Below are 14052 nucleotides of genomic sequence, written 5' to 3' on the forward strand. Positions count from 1 at the left end.
TTTTGGAGTCGCGCAATGCCTGCTTTACGTCTCGGCCCGGAGCGGCTAACCGAACCGCCACATCAGCTCGCCTTCGGCCCTATTAACGAATGAACCAAGATTCGCAACTTAGTGAGGGTGCAGACTGGGACGACACCCGGCCGATTCTGATCATTCCCTACATGTGGATCGGCGATTTCGTCCGGAATCATACCGTAGTGCGGGTCCTGAAGGAACGCTGGCCGAACCGGCCGGTCGATCTCCTGACCACGTCCCTATGCGCCCCGCTGGTCGATTACATGCCCGGCGTTCGCGAGGGGATTATCTGGGACCTGCCGCGCAGCCGGCTGGCCGTAGGCCGGCAGTTCGGCCTTGCCAACCTCCTGCGGAAACGGAACTACGGCACCGCCCTGGTGCTGCCGCGGACCTGGAAGGCGGCCATCGCGCCGGCGCTCGCCGGTATTCCCGAACGGGTCGGTTTCGTCGGCGAGTTCCGGTTCGGCCTGCTCAACCGCTGGCGCTGGGGCGAGAAGAAGCTGCCGCGCTTCATCGACAAGAACGCTGCGCTGGCCCAGCCCGACGGCGCGCCCCTGCCCCCGGAATGGCCGGTGCCGCAATTGCGCGTTCCCGCCGAGGAGATCGTGCGCTGGCGGCAGGCCAATGGCCTCAGCGCAGGCTCCGCCGTGGCGCTGGCCCCCGGCTCGGTCGGGGTCTCAAAACGCTGGACCTATTATCCGGAAGCCGCCCGGCTGCTGGTCGAGCACGGGTTCGAGGTCTGGGTGGTCGGTGGCCCCGCCGAAAAGGGCCTCGCCCGGGAGATCGTCGCTGCGGGGGGCCCTGATGTCCGGGATCTCACCGGCAGTGATCTGCGCAATGGCGTCCTCGCCATGGCTGCCGCCGGCGTCGCCATCTCCAACGATTCCGGCCTGATGCACATCGCAGCAGCCCTCGGCACGCCCACCATGGGCATCTTCGGCCCGACCAGCCCCTATCTCTGGGCCCCCCTCAACGGCCTCGCCGCGACCGTGGTCCAGGACAAGAGCGTGCTCTCCTGCCAGCCCTGCCAGAGCACGATCTGCAAGATGAACGACCACCGCTGCATGCGCGACATTGCGGCCGCGGAGGTGGTGGCGATCGCGCAGCGGGTGCTCGGTGAAGCGGGGGCGAGGGCCGAGACGTGAGGCCGCCGAGGCTCGCACCCATGGTAACATCCTGCCACTGTTTTGCCCGACGGGTCAAATCCATTTCGTAAAATCAGCAACTGGATCACATCGGCCGCCAAGCCGTTGTTTCCATTATCGCCGGCTACTGTGCATGGGGTTGTTTTCGAGTTTTTGTTTGCGACCGCCAACCGGCATTCAAAGCAGCGGCCGATAGACCTCGCCGATCCGTGCCGCCTCCGCATCGAGGCTGAACTTTGCCAGCACCCACGCCCGCCCGCGCTCGCCCATCGCGGTTGCGGCGGCCACGTCGCGCATCAGCGGCTCGAGCGCAGCCGCGAGCGCATCGGCATCTCCCGTCGGGATCAGCACGCCGTTGACACCATCTTCGACGACGAGCTCGGCCGCGCCGGCGCGTGCGGCGACGAGCGCGCTTCCCGCCGCCATCGCCTCGATCAGCGTCAAACCAAAACCTTCGTTGCGCGAGGTGAAGGCGTAGATCGTCAAACGCTGATACCAGCGCTGCACGTCCTCGATCGGCAGCTCGCCGGTGATGACGATGCGCGATTGCAGGCCGGCTGCCTCGATGCGCTTCTTCAGGTCGTTTGCGAAGGCAGTCTGTTCGGCAGTGATTTGTCCGACGATGATGGCGGTGAAGTCCGGATAGCGCGGCAGCAGGCGGCACATCGCATCGACGAACAGGTCGGTGCCCTTCTGCGCGCGCACACGGCCGAAGCAGCCGATGGCGAAGCGGCCCGGCAGCGCGGCTTCCGCGAACGCCGCCGCGCGATCGATCGGCGGCGCGTAAACGTCGGTGTCGACGCCGTGCGGGATCACCGTCGCCTTCACCTTCAGGAACGAGGCCGAGATCTCACTCGTCGCTATGACCACGTCCATGCGCCGGATCAGCCAGCGCGTGATCCAGCTGTGATGGCGCTGCGCCGCCGAGGTGAACACGAGCTTCAGCGGCCAGCCGAGCGCGCGCAGCACGACGCCCGCGATCATCTCGTTGTTGCGCCGCGCGTGCCAGATCACCGGCGCCTTGCGCCGCCAGAGCTTCAGGAAATCGGCTACACTCAGCCGCGCGATCGCCTCCGGCGCGTCGGAGCCGAACCAGGCGGCGCGATACAGTTTGGCCAGCCGCGGCGCCACCATCCGGTTGGTCGCGGTCACCCCGGAATAGCGCCTGTGCAGATTTGGCACGATCACCTCGAGATCGCCCTGGGGATTCGCCACGTCATGCTCCGTTTCGAATGGTCCCTATACGCAACATTAAGCATAGTGACCAGTTCAGCCGCCCCGATACCCCCTCTTCACCACGCAAGCGCTAGCCTTGCGCGTTGATCGAGGACGGGTGAGATCATGACTGTGCTAGTCACCGGCGGCGCCGGTTATATCGGAAGTCATACGGTCCTGGCGCTGGCGGAGGCCGGCGAGGACGTCGTCGTGATCGACGATCTCTCCACCGGCTTCTCGGCGTACTTGCCGGAAGGCGTGCCGCTGTTCATTGGCGATGCCGGCGACGAGAACCTGCTCGAAGGCGTCATCGCCCAGCACAACATCGAGAGCATCATCCATTTCGCCGGCTCGGTGGTCGTTCCGGAGTCGATGCGCGATCCGCTGGGTTATTACCGCAACAATTTCGTCACCGCGCGCAACCTGCTCAGCGTCGCCGTGAAGCGCGGGATCGGCCGCTTCATCTTCTCCTCGACCGCGGCGGTCTACGGCGATCCGGACCAGGTGCCGGTACCCGAGCATGCGCCGACCCGGCCGCTGTCGCCTTACGGCTCGTCGAAGCTGATGAGCGAGATCATGCTGCACGACGTCGCCGCCGCCTACGGCATGCAGTACGTGACCTTGCGCTATTTCAACGTCGCCGGCGCCGATCCGCAGGCACGCATCGGCCTTGCCACCGTCGGCGCCACGCATCTGCTCAAGATCGCGGTGGAGGCGGCAACCGGACAGCGTGCCAAGATCGACGTGTTCGGCACCGACTATCCGACCCCCGACGGCAGCTGCATCCGCGACTTCATCCACGTCTCGGACCTGTCGCAGGCCCATCTCTCGGCACTGGCTTACCTGCGCAACGGCGGCGCCTCGACCACACTGAATTGCGGCTACGGCCGCGGCTATTCGGTGCTGGAGACCATCGACGCCGTGCGCCGGGTATCGGGCCGCAGCTTCGCCATCCAGTACGCCCCGCGCCGGCCCGGCGACATCATGACCATGGTCGCCGATACCAGCCGCATCCGTGGCCTGCTCGACTGGAAGCCGCAATATGACGACCTCGAGACCATCGCGGCCCATGCGCTGGCCTGGGAGGACAAGCTGTTCCGCGAGCGCCGTGGCGAGCTCCGCCAAGCCGTCTCGGCCTAAATTCCGTCCGGACGCAAGCCCTTAATGGGGCTTGAAAAACCCCGCTTGAGCGGGCACAGAGGCCCATCGATCCCTGACGCGCGGGCAGGCTTGTCCTGCGCCGTCAATGGACTACGGATGGCCCAGTTTCCAAAGAAAATCACCGACGACCCCTATGCGGCAGCGGTCCTGATTCGCCGCCTCGTCACCGAACAGGGCATCGTCTACTGGCGGCGCTACCTCCTCGCCTTCGCGCTGATGGCGGTCGCCGCAGGCGCCACCGCATGCGCGACCTATGTGCTCGGCCAGGTCATCAACCAGGCCTATGTCGACAAGAACATCCCGGGCATCGCGATGTTCTCGGGGATCACGGTGCTCCTGCTCTTCATCAAGGGCGTGGCGACCTACGGCCACATGGTGATCCTGACCAAGATCAGCAACGCGATCCTCGCCACCAACCAGCGCCAGCTGTTCGCCAAGCTGATGCGCGAGAGCGTCGGCTTCTTCTCCGAGCGGCACTCCTCCGAATTCCTGGCGCGGCTGACGGCCGGCGCCAAGTCGATCACCGACGTGCTCAACATGCTGGTCAACGCCATCGGGCGCGACCTGTTGATGCTGCTTGCCATGATCGGCGTGATGGTGTGGCAGGATCCGCTGATGTCGTTCATCGGCCTCGTCGCGGTGCCGCCGGCGATGCTGGTGCTGCGCAAGCTGGTCAAGCGCATCAAGGGCCTCGCCTTCAACCAGTTCACCGGCACCGCCGACATCATGGAGACGATGCAGGAATCGCTGCAGGGCATCCGCACCGTCAAGGCGTTCACGCTGGAAGACACCATGCAGAAGCGCATCGACGAGAACATCGCGATCGTCGAGCGCAACGCCAACAAGATGGCCCGCGTCGCCAACCGCTCCAACCCGCTGATGGAGATGCTCGGCGGCTTCGCCGTCGCCGGCTGCCTGATGTACGGCGGCTATGCCGTGATCGCGCTCAACGCCACGCCTGGCGCGTTCTTCTCCTTCATGACCGCGTTCCTGATGGCGACCGAGCCGGCGAAGCGGCTGGCGCGGCTCAACATCGATCTCAACAGCCAGCTCGTCGGCGCGCGCATGCTGCTCGAGGTCATCGACAGTCCCGCCAGCGAGCGGTCCGACGACGACAAGCCGGCGCTGAAGCTCTCCGACGCCCGGATCGAGCTGCGCGACGTCAGCTTCTCCTATCGCGCCAGTGAGACCGTCCTCAACCGCATGAGCTTCGTGGCCGAGCCCGGCACGGTCACCGCGCTGGTCGGCCCCTCCGGCGGCGGCAAGTCGACCGTGCTGGGGCTGCTCTTGCGCTTCTACGAGATCACGCAAGGCGACATCGTGATCGACGGCCAGTCGATCTCTAAGGTCTCGCGCAAATCGCTGCGCGCCCAGACCGCCTATGTCGGCCAGGACGTCTATCTGTTCCGCGACACCATCCGGAGCAACATCGCCTTCGGCAAACCGGGCTCGAGCGAGGACGAGATCATCGAGGCGGCGAAGGCGGCCTGCGCGCATGATTTCATCATGGGCTTCCCGCTCGGCTACGACACGCCGGTCGGCGAGCACGGCACGCAGCTCTCCGGCGGCCAGCGCCAGCGCATTGCGGTCGCGCGCGCGCTGCTCAAGAACGCACCGATCATCCTGCTCGACGAGGCTACCGCCGCGCTCGATTCCGAATCCGAGCGGCAGGTGCAGGAGGCGATCGAGCATCTTTGCCAGAACCGCACCACCATCGTGATCGCGCACCGCCTGCACACCATCATGCACGCCGACAGCATCCTGGTGGTCGAGGGCGGCGAGATCGTCGAGCAGGGCCGCCATGACGAATTGCTCCGCCGCGGCGGCCGCTACGCCTCGTTCTTCCGCCTGCAACATCGGGACGCCGGCGCTCTGGCGCCGATCAGCGCAACCGCCTAGAGTTCCTTACCACCTCAAGAGCAGCGAGACCGCTTCATGAACGCCGCCTCCTACGTCATTCCGCTTCCGCCCCAGGCTTCGCTTCCCGTCGTCGGGGAGAGCGGCCGTTTTCCGGTGCGCCGCATCTGGTGCGTCGGCCGCAACTATCTCGAGCACATCCGCGAAATGGGCAATGACGAGCGCGCCCCACCGTTCTTCTTCGCCAAGCACGCCGACATGCTGGTGCCCGACGGCGCCACCATTCCATATCCGCCGCTGACCAAGGACCTGCATCACGAGGTCGAGCTGATCGTCGCCCTCAAGAGCGGCGGCCTCAACATCCCCGCCGACAAGGCGCTCGACCACGTCTACGGCTATGCCGTCGGCATCGACCTCACCCGCCGCGACCTCCAGATCGCCTCGCGCAAGAAGGAGCGTCCGTGGGAGATCGGCAAGTCGTTCGACGGCTCGGCGCCCGCCTCGGCATTGCAGCCGGCCTCGAAGATCGGCCATCCCTCCAAGGGCAAGATCTGGCTCACCGTCAACGGCAAGGAAGCCCAGACGGGCGACCTCAGCGAGATGATCTGGAACGTGCCGGAGATCATCTGGCAGCTCTCGCAGCAGGTGAAGCTCGCCGCCGGCGACATCATCATGACCGGCACGCCCGCCGGCGTGTCGCAGCTTCAGGTGGGCGACAAGCTCGAATGCGGCGTCGACGGCATCGGCACGCTGAAGGTGTCGATCGGCCAGCCGGAGTAACCGACCCACCACCGCGGAATCAAAAGGCCCCGGAAACATCCGGGGCCTTTTTTATTGGCTTGCAGCTACCAGGCCTTCACCGGCCGGTTGGCGTGGCTTGCCTGCGGCACACCGCGATTGAGCGACATGTGCGAATGCACGCACAGCCAACCCTCGCCATTTCTCGAAAACACCATCGTCGCCCGGCCCGGTCGCGGAAACGCGCTGCCGTCGGGATGATAGCCCGTGCTCGTCCACGGCGCGATAACCGCCGCCATCGTGCCGTCGGCAGACGCCAGAACGGAGGTCTGGTCTAGGACGAAACGGAAGTCGGCCGTCTTCGGCCAAACGTTGTCCCATTGCGTCTCGACCCATTGCTCGAGACCGGGAATGACATCGTTGTGCGTGCCAAAGGCGAGCACGTCGGGATGGAAGAGCGGCCGCGCCGAGGCGTAGTCGACCTCTCGGACATAGCCAGCGAAGGTGTCCAGCCACTGGCGGAAGAACTGCGTGATCTCGGTGTTCGCGGTCGGCAAAGGCACCATTGCCTGCTCCTTGTTCGGCAACTCGATTGCGACATCTTTGTCGCCCTGGGTCGAACTATTCAGCAAGACTCGCAGCAGCGGTTCGGATCGGAGGGTCCGCTGCGATCATCGACAAGGACGCCAAGCCGGTATGAGACAAAAACAAAGCCCCGGAGATCACTCCGGGGCTTTGTGATTCCGAACTCCCGGGTCGTCGGATCACCGCAGCGCAGACAGCACGATCAGGCCGAGGATCAGCGCCGTCAGCGAGTATTTCAGCGTGTAGTACACGTTGCGGTTCCACTCCTTGACCTTGCGGCTGCCGAGATGGATCTCGTAAAGCTTGCCGAACACCTTGTTGAGCACGCCGACGTTCTCGCCCTCGACGTTCTGGGTCGCCGACGCCTTCACGATGTGATGGCTGACCCAGCGATTGATCGCGGTCATGAAGCCGAACCTCATCGGGCGCTCGACGTCGCAGAACAGGATGATGCGGTTGACGTCGGTCGCATTCTCGGCGCTGTGGATGAAGGTCTCGTCGAACATGAAGGCCTCGCCGTCGCGCCAGACGCATTCGACGCCGTCGACGAGGATCCGGCACTTGTTCGAGTTCGGCGTCACGAGGCCGAGGTGATAGCGCAGGGAGCCGGCGAAGGGATCGCGGTGCGCACCCAGCTTGCCGCCCGGCGGCAGCATCGCGAACATCGCACCATGCACGCTCGGGATCGACTTGAGCAGCTCCACCGTCTTCGGACACAGCGTGTTCGCCGACGGCAGGAAGTCGTCGTACCATTTCAGGTAAAAACGCTTCCAACCGCTCTTGAAGAACGAGTAGAAGCCCCAGTCGTTGTTCTTCGCCGCCGCGCGGATGAAGCCCTCGTCGAACAGGCGCACGGCCTCGTCGCGGATGGTCTCCCAGTTCTCGCTCAGCGGCTTCAGCTCCGGAAACTGATCGACCGAGATCACCGGCTTGTTCGGCACGGCCGAGCCGGCATACATCAGCACGTTGTAGGGCGCGAGATAGGTCGAGTGGTCGCCAAGCTGGCGCGCGAAGCGCAGCCGCTGCTTGCCGCGGAAGTGGACGTAGATCGTCGATGCCGCAAGCACATACAAAATGACGAGTTGCGGCGCAAAAAGCTGTTTCAGCATTTCCCCAAGTTCCCAAGTGACCCAGCCGGGACCCCATCTACTCCGCCCCGGCCCGAGCGGCAAGACATTCACCGGTGGGTTGCAATCACGCCGGGGAGAGCATGGGGATGGAACTTGCGGGCCAAGCCGGCCGAAACGAGCCGAATCAGGCCCGCGACAGCGCCTGCAGGCCCTTGAAGGTCAGCCGCTTGGGGTCGGTGACGCCGGCGAGATAGAGTCGGCGGATGAACGCGATCACGGCATCGCGGTCGCAATCGGTCAGCGCGACGACGGCGTCGACCGCAATCTTCTGGGCTTCCATTGGGCTCACCTCGGCCTTGCGAGTAACCCCGGCCGAGACAGGCTAGGACTCATCCGTTAAATCGGCGTTAACCGTTCGGGAACCATCACCGATTCACCCGGCCCGCCGGGCCAGCACGATCTCGAGCTCGCCGCGCGCGACCTGCTCGGCCACCTGGTACGAATACACCCGCGCCACGCCGCGCCCGGCGACAGCGGACGCCACCGCCGCATAGGTGCTGTTGACAACGAGCCGCGGGGAGAACTGCACCGAGCGCGGCGCCGACGAGCCGGCTTGCGGCGAGAAGGTCCAGGAATTGGGCAGATGCGCCATCGCCACGATCTGGTGCAACCACCGCCGGCCGCTGATCCGGCATTCGTTCGCGCCACGAAAGAGTGTCTGCCGGGCAGCGGATATTCGCAAGCAAGCCGGCGCGGCGTACCTCAACGCCCAAGCCAGCCGCTGCTGGCGCAGGTGTTCAAGCCAACAACAGGAGCCCATCATGGGTATCGAGCAGAAGGTCGCCATCATCACCGGTGCCTCACAGGGTATCGGTGCCGCCCTGGTCCAGGGTTTTCGCGATCGCAACTATCGCGTCGTCGCAACGGCGCGCTCCATCAGCCGGCGGGAGGCGACGACGTTCTCGCCGTTGCGGGCGACATCGCCGACCGGTCCACCGCCGAGCGCGTGGTGTCGCAAGCAATCACGCGCTTCGGCCGCGTCGACACCCTGGTCAACAACGCCGGCATCTTCGTCGCCAAGCCGTTCACGCAGTACACCGCCGAAGACTACGCCGCGGTGATGGGCACCAACGTCGCGGGCTTCTTCAACATCACGCAGCTCGCGCTCGCCGAGATGGAGAAGCAGGGATCCGGTCACGTCGTCCAGATCACGACGACGCTGGTCGACCAAGCCAATTCCAAGGTGCCATCGGTGCTGGCCTCGCTGAGCAAGGGCGGCCTGAACGCCGCGACGAGATCTCTTGCGATCGAATACGCCAGGCGCGGCATCCGCGTGAATGCGGTGTCACCCGGCATCATCAAGTCACCGATGCACCCCGTCGCGACGCATGCCCAGCTCGGCGCGCTACACCCGGTCGGCCACATGGGCGAGATGTCCGACATCGTCGATGCCGTGCTCTATCTCGAGCGTGCCTCCTTCGTCACGGGCGAGATCCTGCATGTCGACGGCGGCCAGAGCGCGGGGCACTGAACGCGGAGGAGGATGACATGACCGACGCGGATACGGAGCAACACGTCGAGATCCGGCCGCATCCGTTGATGCCCTGATCGCGGCAGAATGGTTCAGCGCATCCGCTGTCGTTTATCTCGGCGAGTTTTCTCTCCGGCACCCGAGCAGAGCGGCTATGCGCTTCGCTCGCGGGGCTGGGACTTGCACGGCTGTCCAGCGCGCCATTGATCCAGTTTCGCGCCCTGCTGTGCTATGTCAGCGGCCACTACCTGGCTTTGTCGTGTTATGAGCAAACGGTTTGAGCGATTCGGCCTGCTGCAGGACCAGCTCACACTGCTTGCGGGCATGGCTGCTCGATAGCTCAATCAATTCCGAGAGCGTTCTGGCGCGGCCCAAACTCCGCGTATACTGCAAAGTCGCACCCGCATTCACTTTCATCAGTTCGAGTACGATCGCGTGACACTCAGCGGCCGGTCCTTGCAGGAGGTCGCTTTCCGGACTGGCAAGGTCCCTCGCGTAGTCCAACGCGGCGTGCACACCTGCCCGCATTGTCTCCAGGGTGCGAGCCTGCATGTCTCTGATAATTTCCACGGCGAAATCCGTAGTGGTGCCGTTGGAATCCTGGCTTCGCGCGGAGCGCGACGCCGCCTGTGCAGACACGGGGATCGCGACACTCCCGTCGCCCCCCGCTGGAGCTGCCGTCTGAGCAGGCGTCGCTGTCTGTTCGACCTGCGGTCCATCGTCCCGGACAACCGCGACGGGGCCGGGCGAAATCCCCAGCAGGCCCTCGTCGATGGTGCGGCTAGCCGCCGCCGTCAGTTCCACCAGTGAACGACGCTTGGCGCGTGCAATTTCAGCAGGCTGTCTTGAGTGCGGCTTGTGCATGATCAGACGACTCCACGATGAGGTGCTTCGAGATCCAACCCCAGAGCGCAACGATTTCGTCCGAGGCTTTTCCCCCTGGTGCGAACTCGGTCACGCCCAATCCTGCGCCAAGCGCATCCTGGTGGTCGTTGCGCTGCGCGATAAAGGGAAGTGCAAGCACGCCGAGGGAATTGAGCGACGTTGCGGCCTCACTCAGCCGGCCGCCCCGCGTGGGGGTTTGATTGAGGATGAAAGCAAATCGGCGGCTGAGCCTGCGAATGGCGATCAGCGTCGGTATTGCGGCTTCGATATCGGCCGGACTGGGACGCGCCGGGATGAGACAAAGATCGGCTTTGGCGATGGCACTCATCGCCAAGACGTTGCTCGTGGCGGCCGTATCGATGATTGCGAGCCATATCCCATCGGCCTCGAGGCGAGAGATCACCGGATCGATATCGGCCGGATCAACAATGCGATCGACGCGAGGATAGGAATTCGTTCGCCGCTCTTTCCATTTCGCGATCGTTCCTTGCGCATCCGCCTCAACGAGAGCGACACGCTCTTTATGCGCCATAGCGGCCACTGCAAGTCCTGTCGCCAGCGTGCTCTTACCGCTTCCACCCTTTTGTGTGACCAGAGCAAGCACGTACATTTCCTGCGCTCCCTCGACTGGCAGCGACGCGGAACTCACACGCTGTCGGAAATAAATCGCAGTGCAGCGCACAGCAGTACTTCAAGTCGCGATTCGACTCAAGCAATCCGCGGGTTCCTCCGGCAACGGAGATCAGGAATACTGCATCACGCCGTCATCGATCCGGCCGAAACGCAGCGAGACGATGTCGAGCGCATAGTTCTGGTACAACCGCCACGGCCGCTTCGAACCCTGCTTCGGCATCTTTGCGACCGAGCGCTGCACGTAGCCCGAGGTGAAATCCAGCGAGGGCTGCGCTGTGATTTCGGGGTCGTCATTGTGCGGCATGCATTGCCGGAAATTGTGCCGCTCCATGTAGTTGACGAGCCGGCAGACATATTCGCAGGTGAGATCGCATTTCAGCGTCCAGGACGCGTTGGTGTAGCCGAAGGCTGACGCCATGTTCGGCACGTCGGCATACATCATGCCCTTGTAGGTCAGCGTCTTGGCGAAATCGACGGCGCGGCCGTCGACGCTGACCTCGAGACCGCCGACGACCTGGAGCACCAGCCCCGTCGCAGTCACGATGATGTCGGCGACGAGCTCGCTGCCGTTCTTGAGGCGGATGCCGTCGCGCGTAAATGTGTCGATCTCGCTGGTGACGACGGCGGCACGCCTTTCGCGGATCGCCTTGAAGAGATCTCCGTCGGGCACGAGGCAGAGCCGCTGATCCCAGGGATTGTAGCGCGGGGTGAAGTGGGTCGCGACGTCGTAGTCTGGCCCCAGCGCCATCTGCACGCCCTTGAGAATGAGGTCCTTCACCTTCGCGGGCCGCCGCCGGCTGAGCTGGAAGAAGAACATCCCCCACATCACGTTGCGCCAGCGGATCAGATGATAGGCAAGCCGCGCCGGCAGGTTCCGCCGCAGCTTGTTGGCGAGCGGATCCTGCGCAGGGCGCGACACCACATAGGTCGGCGAGCGCTGCAGCATGGTGACCTGCGCCGCCTTCTTGGCAAGCTCCGGCACGAGCGTCACCGCGGTCGCGCCGGAGCCGATCACGACGACGCGCTTGCCCGCATAGTCGATGTCCTCGGTCCATTTCTGCGGATGGACGATGCGGCCGGCGAAATCGGCAACGCCCGAAAACTCCGGCGTATAGCCCGCCTCGTACTTGTAATAGCCCGAGCACAGAAACAAGAAATTGCAGGTGAAGCGCACGAGTTCGGTCGCGCCCTCGCCCTTGATGCGCTCGGCCTCGACGCTCCAGCGCGCATCCGGCGTCGACCACCCGGCGCGCCTGACGCGATGGCGGAAACGGATGTGCTTGTCGACGCCGTTCTCGGATGCGGTCTCGCGCACGTAGTTGAGGATCTGCGGGCCATCGGCAATCGCCTTCGGATCGGTCCACGGCTTGAAGGAGTAGCCGAGGGTGAACATGTCGCTGTCGGACCTGATGCCGGGATAGCGGAACAGATCCCAGGTACCTCCGATGCAGTCGCGGCCCTCCAGGATGACGTAGCTCTTGGTGGGGCACTTGCTCTGCAAATGATAGCCAGCGCCGATGCCTGACAGCCCGGCGCCGACGATGAGCACGTCGAAATGTTCTTGTTGCATGGTTTCCTCCGCCAGAGAGGATTGTCCGTCCGCCGCCGCTGGCCGTCAATTGGCAATCGGCCGGCCCGCAACCGCAAAGCGAGTAGAATTCCATGCGCCGAAACAACGAAGCCCCGGATCGCTCCGGGGCTTCGCGTCGATGGTCGGTCGAACCAGTGGCTCAGTACCGGTAGTGGTCCGACTTGTACGGACCTTCCTGCTTCACGCCGATGTAGTCGGCCTGGTCCTTGCGCAGCTCGGTGAGCTTGACGCCGATCTTGGCGAGGTGCAGGCGCGCGACCTTCTCGTCGAGGGTCTTGGGCAGCACGTAAACCTTCTTCTCGTACTTGCCGTCCTTGTTGTTGGCAAACAGCTCGATCTGCGCCAGCGTCTGGTTGGTGAAGGACGCCGACATCACGAAGGACGGATGTCCCATCGCATTGCCGAGGTTCACGAGGCGCCCCTCCGACAGCATGATGATGCGGTGCTTGTCGGGGAACTCGATCTCGTCGACCTGCGGCTTGATGTTGGTCCACTTCAGATTGCGGAGCGCCGCGATCTGGATCTCGTTGTCGAAGTGGCCGATGTTGCAGACGATGGCGCGATCCTTCATCACGCGCATGTGCTCGATGGTGATGATGTCCTTGTTGCCGGTGGCGGTGACGAAGATGTCGGCTCGGGGCGCGGCATCTTCCATCGTCACGACCTCGTAGCCTTCCATCGCGGCCTGCAGCGCGCAGATCGGATCGACCTCCGACACCATGACGCGGCAGCCGGCCTGGCGCAGCGAGGCGGCCGAGCCCTTGCCGACGTCGCCGAAGCCGGCGACCATCGCGACCTTGCCCGACAGCATCACGTCGGTGCCGCGGCGGATGCCGTCGACCAGCGATTCACGGCAGCCGTAGAGGTTGTCGAACTTGGACTTGGTGACGCTGTCGTTGACGTTGATCGCCGGCCACAGCAGCGTGCCCGCCTTCTGCATGTCATAGAGACGATGCACGCCGGTGGTGGTCTCTTCGGAAACGCCCTTGATGCTCTCGGCGATGGCGGCGAAGTAGCCCTTCGGCTTTTCCTTGAGCTGCTTCTTCAGAAGCGCAAAGAACACTTCCTCTTCCTCGGAGCCGGGCTTGTCGAGGAAGGCGGTGTCGCCCTTCTCGGCGCGCAGGCCGAGATGGACGTACATGGTGGCGTCGCCGCCGTCATCGAGGATCATGTTCGGGTGACCGCCGCCGTGCCAGTCGAACAGCTTTGCGGTGTAGTCCCAGTACTCGGTCAGCGTCTCGCCCTTGACGGCAAAGACGGGAATGCCGGCGGCCGCGATCGCGGCGGCGGCGTGATCCTGCGTCGAATAGATGTTGCAGGAGACCCAGCGGATGTCGGCGCCGAGTGCGGCCAGCGTCTCGATCAGCACGCCGGTCTGGATCGTCATGTGCAGGGAGCCCGCGATGCGCGCGCCCTTCAGCGGCTGCTTCGGGCCGAACTCCTCGCGGGTGGCCATCAGGCCGGGCATTTCGGTCTCGGCGAGCGAGAGCTCCTTGCGGCCGAAATCGGCGAGCGAAATGTCCTTGACGATGTAATCGGTGAAGCCGGGCTTCGCGTTCATGGGGGTTCCTGTTTGTTGGGATCGTCATTCCGGGACGCTCGCAAAACGAGCGGACCCGGAATCCG

The 14052-nt window shown here is 64.3% G+C and carries 12 protein-coding genes and 2 pseudogenes; 5 read left to right on the forward strand and 9 right to left on the reverse strand.

From position 1 onward, the window contains the following. Positions 1-89: 89 nt before the first annotated feature. Positions 90-1160, forward strand: a complete 1071-nt coding sequence (waaF, locus tag ACNJYB_RS26140; RefSeq protein WP_439369347.1) for a lipopolysaccharide heptosyltransferase II — start codon at positions 90-92, stop codon at positions 1158-1160. A 177-nt stretch (positions 1161-1337) separates the two neighbouring features. Here the strand turns inward: waaF and ACNJYB_RS26145 are convergent, their stop codons facing one another. Then, complete coding sequence (locus ACNJYB_RS26145) at positions 1338-2375, reverse strand: glycosyltransferase family 4 protein (RefSeq protein WP_439369348.1); 1038 nt, start codon at positions 2373-2375, stop codon at positions 1338-1340. A gap of 126 nt (positions 2376-2501) precedes the next feature. Between ACNJYB_RS26145 and galE the strand changes: the two genes are divergently transcribed. The 3 genes from galE (at position 2502) to ACNJYB_RS26160 (ending at position 6173) form a co-directional block, all read left to right on the forward strand. Beyond that, on the forward strand, positions 2502-3515 hold the full coding sequence (gene galE / locus ACNJYB_RS26150; protein WP_439369349.1) for a UDP-glucose 4-epimerase GalE: 1014 nt from the start codon (positions 2502-2504) through the stop codon (positions 3513-3515). Positions 3516-3632: 117 nt separating this feature from the next. Further along, positions 3633-5435 (forward strand): ABC transporter ATP-binding protein, encoded by a 1803-nt coding sequence (locus ACNJYB_RS26155; protein WP_439369350.1) that lies wholly within the window; start codon positions 3633-3635, stop codon positions 5433-5435. 36 nt (positions 5436-5471) lie between these two features. Then, positions 5472-6173: a fumarylacetoacetate hydrolase family protein gene (locus ACNJYB_RS26160; protein WP_439369351.1), complete on the forward strand. Its 702-nt coding sequence runs from the start codon at positions 5472-5474 to the stop codon at positions 6171-6173. A gap of 65 nt (positions 6174-6238) precedes the next feature. Here ACNJYB_RS26160 and ACNJYB_RS26165 read toward each other — a convergent pair whose 3' ends face one another. From ACNJYB_RS26165 to ACNJYB_RS26180, 4 genes and pseudogenes are all read right to left on the reverse strand, one after another. Beyond that, positions 6239-6697, reverse strand: coding sequence for a YybH family protein (locus ACNJYB_RS26165; RefSeq protein WP_439369352.1), 459 nt, complete (start codon positions 6695-6697; stop codon positions 6239-6241). Between the two features lie 198 nt (positions 6698-6895). Continuing rightward, the gene (locus ACNJYB_RS26170; protein WP_439369354.1) at positions 6896-7825 is read right to left on the reverse strand and encodes an aspartyl/asparaginyl beta-hydroxylase domain-containing protein; all 930 of its coding nucleotides are present in this window, start codon (positions 7823-7825) and stop codon (positions 6896-6898) included. Positions 7826-7970: 145 nt separating this feature from the next. Continuing rightward, complete coding sequence (locus tag ACNJYB_RS26175) at positions 7971-8126, reverse strand: hypothetical protein (RefSeq protein ID WP_014493894.1); 156 nt, start codon at positions 8124-8126, stop codon at positions 7971-7973. 108 nt (positions 8127-8234) lie between these two features. Continuing rightward, a pseudogene (locus ACNJYB_RS26180) lies at positions 8235-8453 on the reverse strand (LysR family transcriptional regulator); the annotation flags it as partial. Between the two features lie 154 nt (positions 8454-8607). On the opposite strand from ACNJYB_RS26180, the pseudogene ACNJYB_RS26185 reads away from it, so the two are divergent. Then, positions 8608-9317, forward strand: a pseudogene (locus ACNJYB_RS26185) (SDR family NAD(P)-dependent oxidoreductase). A 234-nt stretch (positions 9318-9551) separates the two neighbouring features. On the opposite strand, the gene ACNJYB_RS26190 reads toward ACNJYB_RS26185, so the two are convergent. The 4 genes from ACNJYB_RS26190 to ahcY form a co-directional block, all read right to left on the reverse strand. Then, entirely contained in the window at positions 9552-10181 is a 630-nt protein-coding gene (locus ACNJYB_RS26190) for a phasin family protein (protein ID WP_439369356.1), read from the reverse strand. Further along, positions 10150-10812, reverse strand: coding sequence for a nucleotide-binding protein (locus ACNJYB_RS26195; RefSeq protein ID WP_439369357.1), 663 nt, complete (start codon positions 10810-10812; stop codon positions 10150-10152). Before ACNJYB_RS26195 ends, ACNJYB_RS26190 begins: the two co-directional genes overlap by 32 nt. A 132-nt stretch (positions 10813-10944) precedes the next feature. Next, on the reverse strand, positions 10945-12405 hold the full coding sequence (locus tag ACNJYB_RS26200) for a flavin-containing monooxygenase (protein ID WP_439369358.1): 1461 nt from the start codon (positions 12403-12405) through the stop codon (positions 10945-10947). A 160-nt stretch (positions 12406-12565) separates the two neighbouring features. Beyond that, entirely contained in the window at positions 12566-13987 is a 1422-nt protein-coding gene (ahcY, locus tag ACNJYB_RS26205) for an adenosylhomocysteinase (RefSeq protein WP_439369359.1), read from the reverse strand. Positions 13988-14052 lie beyond the last annotated feature (65 nt).

This window comes from Bradyrhizobium sp. SMVTL-02 (assembly GCF_051853005.1).
In the GTDB taxonomy this organism is placed as follows: domain Bacteria; phylum Pseudomonadota; class Alphaproteobacteria; order Rhizobiales; family Xanthobacteraceae; genus Bradyrhizobium.